We start from the raw sequence: 14,870 nt of genomic DNA, 5'->3' as shown, positions 1-14,870 counted from the left end.
CCCCGCGTCGCTTCCCCCGGCACCGGTTGGGGGGCGCGCGCTGCCCCCCCCCCCCCCCATCGCCCCGGCCCCCCCGCCGCCGCCCCGCCGGGGCGCCCCCGCCCGGCCCGTGCCCGGGGTCAGACCACGGCGGAGGCCGGCACCCCGTGCCGGGCGGCGACCTCGGCGATCTCCGCCAGCAGCGCGTGCCGGTGGGCCGTGCCCAGGTAGGAGGCCCGGACTCCGTTGGCGGCCAGCCTCACCAGGTCGGCCGGCGCCAGGCCCATCCGGTGGACGGTGCGGTACTCCTCGGTGAGGTCGGTGCCGAACATGGTGGGGTCGTCGGTGTTGAGCGTGACCAGCAGTCCGGCGTCGAGCATGGCGGGCAGCGGGTGGTCGGCGATCCGCTCCACCGCCCGCGTGCACACGTTGGACGTGGGGCTGACGTCGACCGGGACCTGCTCGTCGACCAGGCGCGCCACCAGGTCGCCGTCGAGCATGGAGTCGATGCCGTGCCCGATGCGTTCGGCCCCGAGCAGGTCCAGGGCCTCGACCACCCGCTCCGGACCGCCGTGCTCCCCGGCGTGCGGCAGGCTGGCCAGCCCCGCCGCCCGGGCCCGGCCGAACACGTCGGCGTAGGGGACCAGGGTGCTGCCCGTACCGCCCACCCCGAACCCGACCGTGCTGGGCGGCGCGTCGGCCAGCACCGCTTCGAGGGTCCGCTCGGCGCTCTGCGGCCCGAAGTCGGTGGGGAAGTCGGGGATCCAGCGCAGCCGGATGCCGTGGTCGAGCTCGGCCTGCCGGCGGGCGGACTCCACGCCGTCGAACACCACCCGGGCCGGCACCCCGCGCATGAGGTGGGTGTACAGGCTGATGTGGAGTTCGGCGTAGCGGACGTTCTGCGCGGCCAGGCGCCCGGCGACCGCCGCGGTGAGCCGGGCGAAGTCCTCCTCCTCGCGCAGGGCCTCGACGGAGGCCAGGTACACGTCGAGGAAGTGCGGGAAGTCGGTGAACTCGTACCACGCCTCCAACGCGTCGAACGTGTCGGGGACGGACTCCAGCCCGTGGCGGCGGGCCAGGTCGAAGAGGGTCTCGGCGGGCATGGACCCCTCCAGGTGGACGTGGAGTTCCACCTTGGGCAGGTCGCGGATCAGCGCCTCGACGGCGTCGGGGACGGGGTTCGGGTGGCTGCTCATGGCGGGAGACTACGGCCGACCGACTCCGGCCACCAAGGTCTTCGGGCGAACCTCACACCTACCCGTCAGGAGGGTGTCCGGATACGGTCGGGGGTATGGCTCCCCCACCATCCCCCATGCTCCCGCCACGGCCCTCGACTCCCCCGCCCGCGCCGCATCCCAAAGTACTGCTGGCCGCCGCGAGGAAGGTCCGGCGCCAGAACGACCCACGCGGAAACGCCTTCACGGCCGCGTGGGTGGCCGGTGCCGTCTTCTCGATGGTCTTGGCCGCCAGCGGTTTCTTCCTCAATGTCGGCGCCGCGGTGACCGCTCTCCTGTCGTACGCGGTCCTCTCCCTGGCGGGGTGTGCGCTGCTCTGCACGGCCGTGTACCGGCTCACCCTGCGGTACGCCCTGGAGCTGACCGCCGAGGGCGCACTGCCGCCTGCAGCGGACCTGCACCATGTGGTCACGGCCGAGGGTCTGGTGAACCGGGGCGCTCTCGGCTGGCACCCGTGGGTGAACCGACACGGGTACGTCATCGCCGGGCAGCGGCTGCGGGAGTTCGGTATCCGGTATCCGGGCAGGGCGACCGCCCTTTACTGGGCCGGGGCCCTGCTCTGCGCGGCGACCGTCACCCTGTTACTGGTCTGGCCCGAGAACCCGCTGCCCCCGACCCACCTGCTCTTCCCCGCCTTCGGCGGTCTCGTCTCTGCATTCACCGCGGTCTCGCACCGGTCGGTGTCAGAGCACCAAAAGGGATACGCCGAGGCCTTCCGGGAGAAGTACGAGGCGTGGGGCGCCACCGGGGACCCGTACTTCCCCGGATTCCCCGAGCGGGGACCGGGGCGGGCGGGGCCCGCCCCGGCCCGGCGGGTCACACCGCCGGGGGCGCGCCGTTGAGGCGGCGCGGGACGCCCAACGGGTTGGCGTCGCGCAGAGCTTCCGGAAGAAGGTCGTCCGGCACCGACTGGTAGGTGACCGGGCGCAGGAAGCGGCGGATCGCGGTGCCGCCCACCGAGGTGTGCAGCGGCGCGGTCGTCGCCGGGTACGGCCCGCCGTGGGTCATGGCGTGGGTGACCGCCACCCCCGTGGGCCAGCCGTTCCAGACGACCCGGCCCGCCACGGACGCGCCCAGCGCCAGCAGCGCGGGCGCGATCGCGTCGTCCTCCTCGCCGTGCACGGTGACGGTGAGCTGGCCCTGGAGGACGCCCGCGGCCTCCAGCAGCCTCCGCTCGTCGGCGTAGGTCACCACCAGCGTCGCCGGGCCGAAGCACTCCTCCAGCAGGGCCTCGGAGTGCTCCAGCAGCGCGTCCAGGTCGGTGCGCAGCAGCGACGGCGACCAGCCGCCGTCCCCGTCCGCCGCCCCCTGGACCAGGACCTCGGTGGCCGGGTGCCCGGCCAGGGTGTCCAGCCCGCGGGCGAACCCGTCGGCGACCCGGTCGTTGAGCAGCGGTGCCGCGGCCCGCCCCGCGAAGTCGGCGACGAGCGCGTCGAGCTCGGTGTCCTCCGGCACGAACACCACGCCCGGCTTGGTGCAGAACTGGCCCGAGCCCAGGTTCGCCGACTCGGCGTACCCGGCGAGGATCTCCTCGCCGCGGGCGGAGGCGGCGGCCCGGGTGACGAACACCGGGTTCACGCTGCCCAGCTCCCCGTAGAACGGGATCGGGTCCGGGCGCGACACCGCCAGGTCGAACAGCGCCCGCCCGCCCGGGATGGAGCCGGTGAACCCGACGGCCCGGGTCAGCGGGTGCAGGACCGCCTGCCGCCCGGCCTCGACCCCCTCCACGAGGGCGAACGCCCCCTCCGGGGCGCCCGCGGCGGCCAGCGCCGCCACGACGACCTCGGTGGTGCGCCGGGCCAGGCGCGGGTGGCCGGGGTGGGCCTTGACGACCACCGGGCAGCCGGCGGCCAGCGCCGAGGCGCTGTCCCCGCCCGCGGTGGAGAACGCGAACGGGAAGTTGCTGGCCCCGAAGACCACGACCGGCCCCAGCGGCACCAGGATCCGCCGCACGTCCGGGCGCGGGGTGCCCCAGTCGGGGTCGGCGGGGTCGACCATGGCCTCCAGGTAGGTGCCGTCCTCCAGCACGTCGGCGAACAGCCTCAGCTGGAAGGTGGTGCGGCCCAGCTCGCCGCGGCAGCGGGCCTCGGGGTAGTGCGCCTCGGCCTGCGCCAGGGGGACCAGGTCGTCGGCGGCGGCGTCCAGGGCGTCGGCGACGGCCCGCAGCAGCCGGGCCCGCTCGGCCGGGGTGAGCGAGGCCAGCAGCGGGGCGGCGGCCGCGGCGCGCTCCATGACGGCGTCGAGTTGCTCGGGTGTGGTGTCCCGCGAGTCCTCGGTCGTCGGCGGGGTGTTCATGACTCAACCTCCAAAAGCGATGGCTGTGAGGCCTCGGGCACGCCACTACCCTGCCCTGACGGTGGCGCGGAAGGAAGAGTCCGCAGAACGAAACTGGAATTTCCCCGGAACCAGGTGATTCCGGAACGGCATCATAGGTGCTGTGACGACTAATTCCCGAAGCTCAACGCCCCCGCGGTCGCGGAGGACCCCCGCAGGCAAGAACGGGTCGGGTCACGCACGTGTCTCCACTGACGAGCTCGCCTTCGCGCAGGCCCCCCTCCGGAGGCTGCCGGCCCAGCAGCGCAGCATGCTCCGCGTCCAGCGGATGCTCGACTGCTGCGCCGAGATCCTGGACGAGGTCGGCTACGACAACCTGTCCACCACCCGGATCGCGGAGCGCGCCGGGGTCGCGATCGGTTCGGTCTACCAGTTCTTCCCCGACAAGAAGGCGATCACCCAGGCCCTGGGGCTGCGCTTCCTCGACCAGTTCGGCGCCCGGATCACCGAACGCCTCGCCGGGACGTCGTTCTCCCACTGGACCACCGCCGTCGACGCCATCGTCGACGAGTACATCGACATGCACCGCAACGTGCCGGGCTTCCGCAGCCTGCACTTCGGCGACATCGTCGACACCCGGCTGCTCAACGGCGGCACCGACAACAACCGGGTCATCTCGATCCGGCTGCGCAAGATCGTGGTGTCCGCCTCCGGCATCCCCGACAGCGACGAGCTCGACCGGGCCGTCAACGTGGCCGTCGAGGCGGCCGACGCCGTGCTCAAGCTGGCGTTCCGGAACGACCCCGAGGGCGACCCCGACCTCATCAACGAGGCGAAGAGGCTGGTGAGCAGCTACCTCACCGACTTCTCCCGGCGCAACGAAGGCGAGGCGCGGTGGTAGACGGCACCATGTTGGACGGCAGGTCCGCCCCGGTCGCCGGGACCGCCGCGGGCATCCCCTTCCTGGCCCTGCCCCCGGCGACGGGGGCGCACCCGGCACCGCTCGTCCTGGGCCTGCACGCGTTCGAGCCGCCGCGCAGCGAGGCCGCCCTGGCGGGGACCGCGCCCCTGGCCTCCCTGCCCGCCTGGCGCGTCTACCCGGGGCTGCCGCTGTTCGGCGCCCGGCTGCCCGAGGGCGGGGTGCCCGAGATCGGCCGCCGCGGGGAGAGCGACTACCTGATGGAGCTGTTCGGCCCCGTGGTCGAGGGGGCCGCGGCCGAGCTGCCGCGGCTGGTCGCCGAGCTGCGCTCCCTGTTCCCGATCACCGACGACCCGGTCGGCCTGCTCGGGGTGGGCGCGGGCGCCTCCGCGGTCCTGCTGTCCCTGGCCGAGGGCGACCTGCCGGTCGGCGCTGCGGCCCTGGTCAACCCGGTCACCGACCCGGCGCCCGTCCTGGCCGCCCGGGAGCGCAACCGCGGCGCCCCCTACGGCTGGACCGAGGACGCGCTGGCGGTCCGCGAGCGGTTCGACTTCACCTCCCGGGCCCCCGAGGTCGCCAGGCGCCGCGTCCCGGTACTGGTCGTCAGCGGCGGCCGGGACGACGTGCTGCCCCCCGAGCACGGCCTGGGCCTGCACGAGGCGCTGCGCGCCGAGTTCTCGGGCACCGCGGAGCCCGAGGAGCGCGGTTCGGGCTGGCTCCGGCGGCGCGGCCGCCGCCTGAAACAGGAGGCCGCCGCACCCGTGTCGCCCGAGGGCACCGACCATGTGCTCCGTCACATCGTGATCCCCGACCTGGCGCACGCCATCGGCCCCGAACCCGGGCTGGAACCGGGCCCGCTCACCCCCGGCGGCGTGCTCGCCGACCGCGCCCTGACAGAGTGGTTCCACCGGCACGTCACGGCTTCCGCGCAGGTCCGGGGCGGTGCGTGAGGGGTCCGGTACCCCGGTGGCGGTCCGCGCGCGACCGCAACCTCCCCGTGAGACCGCGTTCACCGTGTGCACTCCGCCGCATCTCCGGCCGTCCCCTTAACGGACGCCGCCGCGACAGTCGGTCCGCGTTCCATGGGATCATCCAGGGGCGACCGCTCGAGGGCGGTCCACCTGACCGTTTCGACTCATCCTTCAGGAGGGCGAACCACGTGACGGAACCGGCACCGGTCTTTGCCAGCGGGGTCGACAACGAGCGGTTGAACGCGCAGCTCCGCTTCCTTCTGGAGGTGGACAAACTCAAGCGCATCCTGCGGCAGAACCTGCTGGTGGACGGGTCCCGCAGGGAGAACTCGGCCGAGCACTCCTGGCATCTGGCGCTGACCGCGCGCACCTTCGCCGAGTACGCCCCCGAGGGCACCGACATCGACAGGGTCGTCGAGATGCTGGTGCTGCACGACATCGTGGAGATCGACGCGGGCGACACCTTCCTGTTCGACCAGGTCAACTCGCAGACCCAGGCCGAGCGCGAGCGCGCCGCCGCCGACCGCATCTTCCCGCTGCTCCCCGAGGACCAGGCCGAGGCCGCCCGCGCCCTCTGGGAGGAGTTCGAGGCCAGGGTCACCCCCGAGGCGCGGTTCGCCCGGGCCGTGGACCGGCTGTCGCCGATGCTCGCGAACTGGCACAACGAGGGCGGCACCTGGGTGCGGTTCGGGATCACCCGGGCCCAGGTCATGGAGAAGGTCAAGCTGATCGCCGAGGGGTCCGAGGCGCTGGGGGCGTACGCGACGGCGCTCATCGACGACGCCGACCGGCGCGGGTACTTCCGCACCTGACCCCCCGCCCGGGCGCGAGCGCCGGGCGCGCCCCGGAGCCGGAGGCGGGCCCCCGCGCGGTGGGACGGGTCAGACCCGGCCCATGAGCAGCTGGATCGCCGCGGACAGGCCCACGACCACCAGGACGACGCGCAGGGCTGCGGCGCTCAGCCGGCGGCCGAACCGGCCGCCCAGGTAGCCGCCGAGGATCGAGCCCACCGCGATGAGGCCGACCACCGGCCACGACGGCGAGGCCAGCACGATGTAGAACACGGCGGCGACGCCGTTGACGATCCCCGCGAGCAGGTTCTTCAGGCCGTTGAGCCGCTGGAGGTCGTCGTCCAGGGCGGCACCCAGGATGCTCATGAGGATGATGCCCTGGGCCGCGGCGAAGTAGCCGCCGTAGCTGCCCGTCAGGTAGGCGCCCAGCGGGAGCAGCGGACCGCCGTCCCTGCGCGCGGGCTTGCGGGCCCGGGCCCAGCGGGTGATGCGCGGCTGGAGGATGATCAGCACACAGGCCGCGCCGATCATGAACGGGACGACCTTCTCGAAGACCCCGGCGGGCAGGTAGATGAGCAGCAGCGCGCCGGTGATCGCCCCCATCAGGGACATGCCGCCCAGCCTGATGACCCGGGAGCGCTGCCCGGCCAGCTCCCTGCGGTAGGCGATGGCGCTGCTGATGCTGCCGGGCGCCAGGCCGATGCTGTTGGAGATGGTGGCGGTGATCGGCGGGTACCCCAGGGCCAGGAGCACGGGGAAGGTGAACAGGGTCCCCGACCCCGCGATGGAGTTGATCCCCCCGGCGGCGATCCCCGCCAGGAGGACGGCCGCAGCCTCCCAGAGTTCCATAGTCCGGCTTTCGTGGCTTCTCCGCTCCCCGACCGTCGAGGGCTCCCACAGCCTACGAGAGCGGCCCCGGTGAGCCGGTCATCGGGTCATCCACTGGCCGCCGGGACGGGCCCTGCGGCCCGTGGGGCAGGTCTTGCGTGAAGCCGTGCGGCCCCGGGGCGCTCGGGCGCACCGGGGCCGCACTGCGGGTCGCGGCGGGGGCGTCAGGGCACCCGCACGACCTCGTCGCGCAGGCGCTGGAACGCGGCGCCCACCCCCTGGATGGCCTGGCCCATCTCGGACGGCACGATCCACACCTTGTTGGCGTCGCCCTTGGCGATCTCCGGGAGCTTCTGGAGGTACTGGTAGGCCAGCACGTCGGGGTCGACCTTGCTGGTGTGCAGGGCCTTGAACACCATGTGGATGGCGTCGGCCTCACCGCGCGCCCGCAGGGTCTGGGCCTCGGCGTCGGCCTTGGCGGTGAGCATCTGCGCCTCCGCCTGCCCCTTGGCCCGCAGCACCGCCGCCGACCGCTCACCCTCGGCCCGCAGCACCGCGGACTGCTTCTCGCCCTCCGCGCTGAGCAGCTGCGCGCGCTTCTCGCGGTCGGCGCGCATCTGCATCTCCATGGCCTCCTGCACCGAGCCCGGGGGCTCGATGCCCTTCAGCTCGATGCGGCTGATCTCGATGCCCCAGTCGCTGGTGGCCTCGTCCAGCACCGCCTTCAGTTCGCGGTTGATCTGGTCGCGGGAGGTGAGGGTCCCCTCCAGGTTCATGCCGCCGATGACGTTGCGCAGCGTGGCGAGGGTGAGCTGCTCGACCGCCTGGATGAAGTTGGCGACCTCGTAGGTGGCGCGGTAGGCGTCCACGACCCGGATGTAGACCGCGGAGTCGACCTCCACGGCCAGGTTGTCCTCGGTGATGGCGGACTGCGGCGGGAAGCTCACCACCTGGACGCGGCGGTCGATGCGCTCGCGGACCTGGTCGACGCCCGGAATGACGACGTTGAACCCCGAGTCCAGGGTGCGGTGGTACTTGCCGAAGCGCTCCACCACGTCCTGCATGGAGTGGGGGATGATGCGCACGCTCCGCCAGAAGATGAGAAGGAGAACGGCGACGAAAAGGGCGACGATGATGACCATGGTCATGCGATCACCCCTTTGTCGCGCTCCGGGGCGGTATGCGCCGCGGCGGTATTCGACATCGACATCTGGGCAGCTCCGGTTCTCCTGACGGGGGTGCAGGCAACGCGGGCACGGACCGCGCATCGCCCGGCCCCGCCCACCCGATGATCATAAAGCGCGCCGAATTGGAGCGTTCCGCTCACCGCCGAAGACGGTACCCGAAGTCACATCAAGGAGCTATATCCGGACAGGAACAGTATTTAAGGTCAATATGATGGCGCTGTTTCCGTACCCCTTATCCGTGTTTTGGGACAGCGTCCACTCTGGGCCCCGGTATCGGCAACGGCCCGCCGTCGGTCCCGGACCCTGTCCTCGGCCCCGGTCCCGGCGCCGAGGACAGGGAGGTCACCGGGGATCCGGGAAAAGGGGACGGCCGGCGGAGGACCGCCGGCCGTGCACGGGAGGAGAGCGGGGAAGGGTTCTCGGAGGTCGGGAGCGGGTCCGGGGTCAGACCGCCCGGGCGTTCCAGCGGTCGCCGTCGCGCTCCACCTTCAGGGGCAGGCCGAACGTCTCCGACAGGTTGTCGGCCGTCATCACCTCGTCCAGCGGACCCGCCGCGACCACACCGCCCCCGCGCAGCAGCAGCCCGTGCGTGAACCCGGCCGGGATCTCCTCGACGTGGTGCGACACCACCACCAGCGCCGGGGCCGCCTCGTTGCGGGCCAGCGCGCCCAGGCGGCGCAGCAGGTCCTCGCGGCCGCCCAGGTCCAGGCCCGCCGCGGGCTCGTCCAGCAGCAGCAGTTCGGGGTCCGACATCAGCGCCCGGGCGATCAGCACGCGTTTGCGCTCGCCCTCCGACAGCGTGTGGAACTCCCGGTCGGCCAGGTCGCCGACGCCCCAGTGGCCCAGCAGCGCCCGCGCCCGGCCCAGGTCCGGGACGCCGTACTCCTCCCGGAACCGGCCCAGGTACCCGTAGGCCGCGCTCAGCACCAGGTCGAGGACCGGCGTGCCCTGCTCGATGCGGTTGGCGATCGCCGCCCCCGCGTACCCGATGAGCGGCCGCAGCTCGAACACGTCCACCCGCCCCAGGTGCTCGCCCAGGATCTCCACCTCGCCCGAGGTGGGGTACAGCTGGCTGAAGGCCACGCTCAACAGGGTGGTCTTGCCCGCGCCGTTGGGGCCCAGGACCACCCAGCGCTCACCCTCCAGCACCGACCAGTCCACGCCGTCCAGCAGGAGCGCGTCACCCCGCCGCACGGTGACACCGCTCAGCCCCAGAACCCGACCGTCCATCGTTCTCCCTCACGTCACTCGCGTCCCGCGCCGGTGCAGTGCCGACCCGGCCGGCGCAGCACCGACCTACCCTGGAGCCATGAACTCCACGTCCGCAACACTCGTCGCCTGGGGCAACGCCTGGCTGTCCGGGCACGTCGGCCTGGACGAGGCCGTGGACGCCGTCGAACGCCACAGCGGGCCCCAGCTCATCGGGACCGTACCGCCGGGGGACCTGCCCTTCGAGGAGGGCGTACCGCTGCGGGCCGCACTGGTACGACTTCGTGGCCTGCCGGGTACGAGACCCTCGGCGTTCCGGCTGGCACTGCCCGTACAAGGGGACCCGCTCGGTCTGGTCGGCCCCGGGGAGTTCAACCAGGCCGCGCTGGAGGCGCGGGAGGGGGTACTGCTCCGACTCGCCGACCGCCAGGTGGGGCTGGTCCCCACGACCGACCGGCGGGGTTCATCCTACGTGGGGGTCTCCTGGACCCCGTATCGGGCCAACGACACGATCCCCCAGGTACCCGGCCTGGCCGAGGCCGAGCAGGCGCTCAAGCTCACCCTCATCGAGGTCGCCCGCGACCTGGAGGGCGTCGACGACCTCACCGGCTTCTCCCCCGATGTCCGCCGGCGGGTGAACGCGCTGGGCTCCGCCGACGGGGGCGGCGGAGGGCTCCCGCCCGCCTACCCGCAGCGCGCCCGCGGTGTCGCCGAGCAGGCGGCGCGCCTGGCGGCGGTCGTGGAGCTGGCCGACGCCCGCTCCGGCCGCGGCATGAGCGCCCACCAGGCGGAGCTGAGGGCGCGGTCCCTGCGCCGGCTGGACTCGGCCGTGCGCCGGGCCCTGGTGGCCGCGCACTCCTCGATCCCCCTCTGAGCCCGCGTCCCGGGGCACGTGCCGTGCCGTGACCGGCGGGCCCTCCCCGTACGGCGCCCGGCCCCCGCGGCATGCGCCGGGCGCGCGGCCGAGGAGGGGTGGAGGAGAGGCGGAGGGGAGAGCCGCGGAGGGGAGAGCCGCGGCGCCGCGTCCGCCGGCCGGCGAACGCGGCCCGCCCCGGCCGGCCTCGCCGGCCGTCCGTCCGGGGCCGCGGGCTCAGGCGAGGGCGGTGACCAGCAGGGCGAAGGCCGCGGTGATGACGGCCACCCGGACGTAGTGGTAGAGGTCCCAGCGCTTCATCTGCCGCTTCCAGTCGGCGGGCCGGTTCTCGGGGGTCCACGTCTTGCCCCTGTTGTTGATCGGGACGAGCAGCAGGACCGACATGAGCACGCTGACGACCAGCAGCGCGGCGGCGGTGACGACGAGGCCGACACCCTCCTGGTGCCACCCGGCGACGGCCCAGATCCCGACGAGCACGAGCGAGCCGATGTACCAGACCGGCATCACGGCCCCGAGCATCCGGCCCCCGTGGCTCCGGCCGAGCTGGCCGCTGTCCTCGGGGAGGGCGTCGAGGATCCGGTTGAAGACGAGGGCGACGGCGAGCTCCACCCCCACCATCAGGCCCACGATCACGGTGGTGACGATCTCCAGTGCGACGAGCACGGCTGTGCCTCCAAGTTTCTAGCGCCGCTAGATTTTGATGCGATGCTAATACTGCCGCCGCTCGATTGTCTAGCAGTGCTAGAATCAAGCCATGTCGGTACAGGAACGCAAGCAGCGCGAACGGGCCGAGCGCGAACGCCTCATCGTGGCCACGGCCCGCGAACTCGCCGAGCGGCAAGGCTGGGACGCCGTCACCACCCGCCGGCTCGCCGAGCGCATCGAGTACAGCCAGCCCGTCCTCTACAGCCACTTCCGCGGCAAACGCGAGATCATCGGCGCCGTCGCCCTCCAGGGCGCCGCCGAGATGGCCGTGGCGCTGCGGGCCGCGACCGCCGCCGCGGACGGCCCCCGGTCGCGGGTGGCCGCCCTCGCCCGCGCCTACCTCGACTTCGCCGTGCGCAACCCGGCGGTCTACGACGCCATGTTCCGGCTCGACGGCGGCCTGGCCTTCGCGCACGAGGACACCCCCGAGCCCCTGAAGGACGCCTTCGCCGCCCTGCTGGAGACACTCGGCGAGGTCTCCGGGGACGGCGTCCACCCGGGGCTGTTCACCGAGGTGTTCTGGGCCGCCCTGCACGGGCTGGCCACCCTGACCCGGGAGGAGCGGCTGCCGCCGCAGTACGCCGAACAGAGGCTGGAGCTGCTGGTGGACCGGTTCATCGCGGCCTGACACGCCGTCCGGGCGGGGCGCCCGCACCGCGCACTGCCCCGCCCGACGGTCACGACCCGGTACCGGCCCTGGCCGGTACGGCCCGGAAGGGGCATCCTTGGTCCTGGGGGCCTGAGGGGGAGTCTCAGGGTAGGGCCAGGGAAGATACCTGATCCGCCCGCGACGGGCCCGAACCCATACTTGGAGTGCGGCCGACGCCCGGCCCACGATCGAGGAGGAGACCCGACACCATGCAGCCCGAGCACATCCGAGCTTCCGACGCGGACCGTGACAAGGTTGCCGAACGCCTGCGCGAAGCGCTGGCGGAGGGTCGCCTCACCCCCGTGGAGCACGAGGAACGACTCGACACCCTCTACAAGGCCAAGACCATGGGCGAGCTCGCGCCCATCGTCTCCGACCTGCCCGCTGCCGGGCACAGCCCGTTCCCCACCGCCGTCGACGGCGCGCACGCGGCCGACGGCATGGAGATCCTGGGCCAGGAGGCCCGCGACCTGGCCGGGCAGAGCAAGGGCTCGGAGAACATGGTCGCCGTGTTCGGCGGCTGCGAGCGCAAGGGCCGCTGGCTGGTCGAGCCCCGCACCAACGTGTCCGTCCTGTGCGGCGGCGTCGACCTGGACCTGCGCGAGGCCGTCCTGAGCCGCCGCGAGGTCACCATCCAGGTCGCCGTCATCCTCGGCGGGGTCGACATCACCGTCCCCCACGGGGTCAGGGTGATCAACAACACGTCCGGGATCCTCGGCGGCACCGAGCTGCACGGAACGGACCAGGTGACCGACCCGAACGCCCCCGTCATCCGGCTCACCGGCACCTGCATGCTGGGCGGAGTCTCCGTGAAGGCGAAGAAACCGCGCAAGTCGAAGAAGCAGAAGTGACACCAGGGCCCGGGAAGACCCCGGCCCGGGTGTCCACATAGTGAACTAGCTGGGAAAAGAAGCGACCTGCGCGACGGCGCCGGCGAGCGGCCGAGTACCGTGGACAGCGCCATGAATGATGAAACCACGTTGTCGGTGACGGTGACCGGTCGCGACCGTCCGGGGATCAGCGCGCGCCTGCTGAGCACCCTTTCCGTCTTCCCCGTGACCATCGTCGACCTCGAGCAGGTCGTCCTGGCCGGACGCCTCGTCCTGGGCGCCGTCCTGGAGGTGGACGAGCGCGTCGCCCCCGGGGTGAGCCGCCACCGCGTCTTCGAAGAGGTCCGCAACGCGCTCGACAAGACCGCGATCGACCTCGACATGGAGGCCGACTACGCCTCCGGGGACGCGCACAACCGGGTCAACGAGTCCTCCTCCGCCGCACGGCTGCACGTCACCGTGCTCGCCGACCCGCTGCGCCCCGGCGCGCTGGGCGCCATCACCTCCTGTGTGGCCCGGGCCGGCGCCAACATCGACCGGATCGAGCGGCTGTCCAGCTACCCGGTCACCTCCGTGGAGATGGAGATCTCCGGCGCCGCGGGCGACCCCGCCCGCCTGGCGCAGCTGCGCGCCGAGCTCGCCATGGAGGCCTCCACCCAGGGCGTGGACGTCGCCGTCCAGCCCAGCGGCCTGCACCGCCGCGCCAAGCACCTCATCGTCATGGACGTCGACTCCACCCTGATCCAGGGCGAGGTCATCGAACTGCTGGCGGCCCACGCAGGCTGCGAAGAGGAGGTCGCCCGCGTCACCGAGCAGGCGATGCGCGGCGAACTGGACTTCGAGGAGTCCCTGCGCCGCCGGGTCGCCCTGCTGAAGGGCCTGGACGCCGACGCCATCGCGGAGGTCTGCGAGGAGATCCAGCTGACCCCCGGCGCCCGCACCCTCATCCGCACGCTCAAGCGGCTGGGGTACGAGTGCGGCATCGTCAGCGGCGGCTTCACGCAGATCACGGACGTGCTCGTGGAGCGGCTCGGCCTGGACTACTCCGCCGCCAACACGCTGGAGATCGTCGACGGCAAACTGACCGGGGGCCTGGTGGGCCCGGTCGTGGACCGCAAGGGCAAGGCCGTCACGCTGGAGCGGTTCGCCCGCGAGGCCGGGGTGCCGCTGGAGCAGACCGTCGCCGTGGGCGACGGGGCCAACGACCTGGACATGCTCCAGACGGCCGGGCTGGGCGTGGCGTTCAACGCCAAGCCGGTGGTCCGCCAGCAGGCGGACACGTCGGTGAACGTGCCCTACCTGGACACGATCGCGTTCATCCTGGGGATCACCCGGGAGGAGATCGAGGCGGCCGACCTGCACGCACACGCGGAACCGGCGTCCATCGGGCATACGTCCCTGGGGTGACGGGGGGCGGGGGTGGGCTTGATCCGCTCAGGCGTTCCCTTGGGCTCTTTCAACGCTGTGGTGGGTGACGGGTAGGGCGGTCGGGGGTAGGCCTGTCGGGGGTCGAGCCACGGTCGGAGGGCGGATCTCGTCTCCTTCGGCTCCGGGGGCGGGTGTCCGGCTTCCTGATGTCCTCGGCCACCGCCGGTGGGCGTCGGGGGCCTTCGCCCCGGGGGCGAAGGCCGTAGGGGGTTCCCGCCCCGCCTCGGCCCCAGGGGGTTCCCGCCCGACTGGAAACCTCAGCCCCAGGCCGGACACAGAACCTCGGCCTTGGTCCCACCAGGTGCACGCCGCAAACGCCGTAGAGGCGTTCCCGTGCCGTGGGTCGGGGCCGGCGGCAGGGTGCGGGTCTCACCCGCATGGCGAAGGTGGCCGGCCCCTCCTCCCCACACCCTCCGGAGCGGAGGTCGCGGTCCTGTGCCCGAGCTGGGGGCGAGGTCGCGGGTATGTGCGGCAACACCCCCTGGGGCGAGGGTCGCGATCACGCCTTCCCACACCCCCTGGGGTCTGGGCCCGCGCGTACACGCGGCCTTCACCCCCGGCGGCTGAGGTACGCGGTCCTGTGCCCGGTCTGGGGCCAAGGCCCGTGGGTACGTGCGGCTTTCACCCCCGCTCCCGTCCGTACCGCGGTCATCCGCGGGAGTAGGCGACAGCGTGGAGCCCCTTCACCGCCGCCGGCGCCCCCAACCTTTCCAGGCGGTGCGGGTGCGCGCGCCTCGCGCGGACCCGTCCCCGGAAAGCGCACCCCCACCACTGAGGGTGTGCGCCCAACGCACCCCTCTGGTGGTCTGCCGGGCGCCGACTGCGCGGGGACGGATCCACGCTCCGCGGCTGTACCCTCCCAGGCGATTCAGCTCTTGGAAACCAGTCACCCGTGGCTGCGACCACAGACCGCCCACCCCAAACGGTGACCGACCTGGAAACCTCACAGTCCGCCTCACCCCCCGGGGCCCGGGCCGAGTACCGCCCTACC

14 protein-coding genes are annotated in these 14,870 nt (G+C 72.9%); 8 read left to right on the top strand and 6 right to left on the bottom strand.

The genetic code is table 11. The annotated features are described in order from the left end of the window. Window positions 1-119 precede the first annotated feature (119 nt). Window positions 120-1,175 (bottom strand): adenosine deaminase, encoded by a 1,056-nt coding sequence (gene add, locus ACFVNO_RS30845; protein WP_355257899.1) that lies wholly within the window; start codon window positions 1,173-1,175, stop codon window positions 120-122. A gap of 236 nt (window positions 1,176-1,411) precedes the next feature. On the opposite strand from add, the gene ACFVNO_RS30840 reads away from it, so the two are divergent. Further along, window positions 1,412-2,056, top strand: coding sequence for a hypothetical protein (locus ACFVNO_RS30840; RefSeq protein WP_378897955.1), 645 nt, complete (start codon window positions 1,412-1,414; stop codon window positions 2,054-2,056). Here the strand turns inward: ACFVNO_RS30840 and ACFVNO_RS30835 are convergent. Continuing rightward, window positions 2,031-3,509: an aldehyde dehydrogenase (NADP(+)) gene (locus ACFVNO_RS30835; RefSeq protein ID WP_378897952.1), complete on the bottom strand. Its 1,479-nt coding sequence runs from the start codon at window positions 3,507-3,509 to the stop codon at window positions 2,031-2,033. The two genes, ACFVNO_RS30840 and ACFVNO_RS30835, sit on opposite strands and share 26 nt — an antisense overlap. A gap of 289 nt (window positions 3,510-3,798) precedes the next feature. Between ACFVNO_RS30835 and ACFVNO_RS30830 the strand changes: the two genes are divergently transcribed. From ACFVNO_RS30830 to ACFVNO_RS30820, 3 genes are all read left to right on the top strand, one after another. Next, window positions 3,799-4,389, top strand: coding sequence for a TetR/AcrR family transcriptional regulator (locus tag ACFVNO_RS30830; RefSeq protein ID WP_220564156.1), 591 nt, complete (start codon window positions 3,799-3,801; stop codon window positions 4,387-4,389). Window positions 4,390-4,397: 8 nt separating this feature from the next. Further along, complete coding sequence (locus tag ACFVNO_RS30825) at window positions 4,398-5,357, top strand: S9 family peptidase (protein ID WP_220565442.1); 960 nt, start codon at window positions 4,398-4,400, stop codon at window positions 5,355-5,357. A 209-nt stretch (window positions 5,358-5,566) separates the two neighbouring features. Then, a complete protein-coding gene (locus ACFVNO_RS30820; RefSeq protein WP_220564155.1) occupies window positions 5,567-6,190 on the top strand; it encodes an HD family hydrolase in 624 nt (207 codons plus the stop codon). A 69-nt stretch (window positions 6,191-6,259) separates the two neighbouring features. Here ACFVNO_RS30820 and ACFVNO_RS30815 read toward each other — a convergent pair whose 3' ends face one another. From ACFVNO_RS30815 to ACFVNO_RS30805, 3 genes are all read right to left on the bottom strand, one after another. After that, the gene (locus tag ACFVNO_RS30815; protein WP_355257910.1) at window positions 6,260-7,018 is read right to left on the bottom strand and encodes a sulfite exporter TauE/SafE family protein; all 759 of its coding nucleotides are present in this window, start codon (window positions 7,016-7,018) and stop codon (window positions 6,260-6,262) included. A gap of 203 nt (window positions 7,019-7,221) precedes the next feature. Beyond that, a complete protein-coding gene (locus tag ACFVNO_RS30810; protein ID WP_220564153.1) occupies window positions 7,222-8,145 on the bottom strand; it encodes an SPFH domain-containing protein in 924 nt (307 codons plus the stop codon). Window positions 8,146-8,628: 483 nt separating this feature from the next. Further along, on the bottom strand, window positions 8,629-9,414 hold the full coding sequence (locus tag ACFVNO_RS30805; RefSeq protein ID WP_355257914.1) for an ABC transporter ATP-binding protein: 786 nt from the start codon (window positions 9,412-9,414) through the stop codon (window positions 8,629-8,631). A gap of 79 nt (window positions 9,415-9,493) precedes the next feature. On the opposite strand from ACFVNO_RS30805, the gene ACFVNO_RS30800 reads away from it, so the two are divergent. Next, window positions 9,494-10,267, top strand: a complete 774-nt coding sequence (locus ACFVNO_RS30800) for a hypothetical protein (protein ID WP_378897945.1) — start codon at window positions 9,494-9,496, stop codon at window positions 10,265-10,267. Between the two features lie 216 nt (window positions 10,268-10,483). Here the strand turns inward: ACFVNO_RS30800 and ACFVNO_RS30795 are convergent, their stop codons facing one another. Next, window positions 10,484-10,930 carry an anthrone oxygenase family protein gene (locus ACFVNO_RS30795; protein WP_378897942.1) on the bottom strand — a complete coding sequence of 149 codons (447 nt, stop codon included), beginning with the start codon at window positions 10,928-10,930 and terminating at the stop codon, window positions 10,484-10,486. Between the two features lie 91 nt (window positions 10,931-11,021). Here ACFVNO_RS30795 and ACFVNO_RS30790 point away from each other — a divergent pair, with 91 nt between their 5' ends. The 3 genes from ACFVNO_RS30790 (at window position 11,022) to serB (ending at window position 13,858) form a co-directional block, all read left to right on the top strand. After that, window positions 11,022-11,600, top strand: coding sequence for a TetR/AcrR family transcriptional regulator (locus ACFVNO_RS30790; protein WP_355257920.1), 579 nt, complete (start codon window positions 11,022-11,024; stop codon window positions 11,598-11,600). Between the two features lie 230 nt (window positions 11,601-11,830). After that, the gene (locus tag ACFVNO_RS30785) at window positions 11,831-12,472 is read left to right on the top strand and encodes a DUF1707 domain-containing protein (protein ID WP_220564148.1); all 642 of its coding nucleotides are present in this window, start codon (window positions 11,831-11,833) and stop codon (window positions 12,470-12,472) included. Between the two features lie 111 nt (window positions 12,473-12,583). Beyond that, the gene (gene serB / locus ACFVNO_RS30780; protein ID WP_355257924.1) at window positions 12,584-13,858 is read left to right on the top strand and encodes a phosphoserine phosphatase SerB; all 1,275 of its coding nucleotides are present in this window, start codon (window positions 12,584-12,586) and stop codon (window positions 13,856-13,858) included. Window positions 13,859-14,870: the final 1,012 nt, after the last annotated feature.

Source organism: Nocardiopsis sp. NPDC057823 (genome assembly GCF_042797335.1).
GTDB classification, from domain to species: Bacteria; Actinomycetota; Actinomycetes; order Streptosporangiales; family Streptosporangiaceae; genus Nocardiopsis; species Nocardiopsis changdeensis.
The sequence above is the reverse complement of the archived record's forward strand: the minus strand, read 5'-3'. Positions and strand labels throughout refer to the sequence as shown.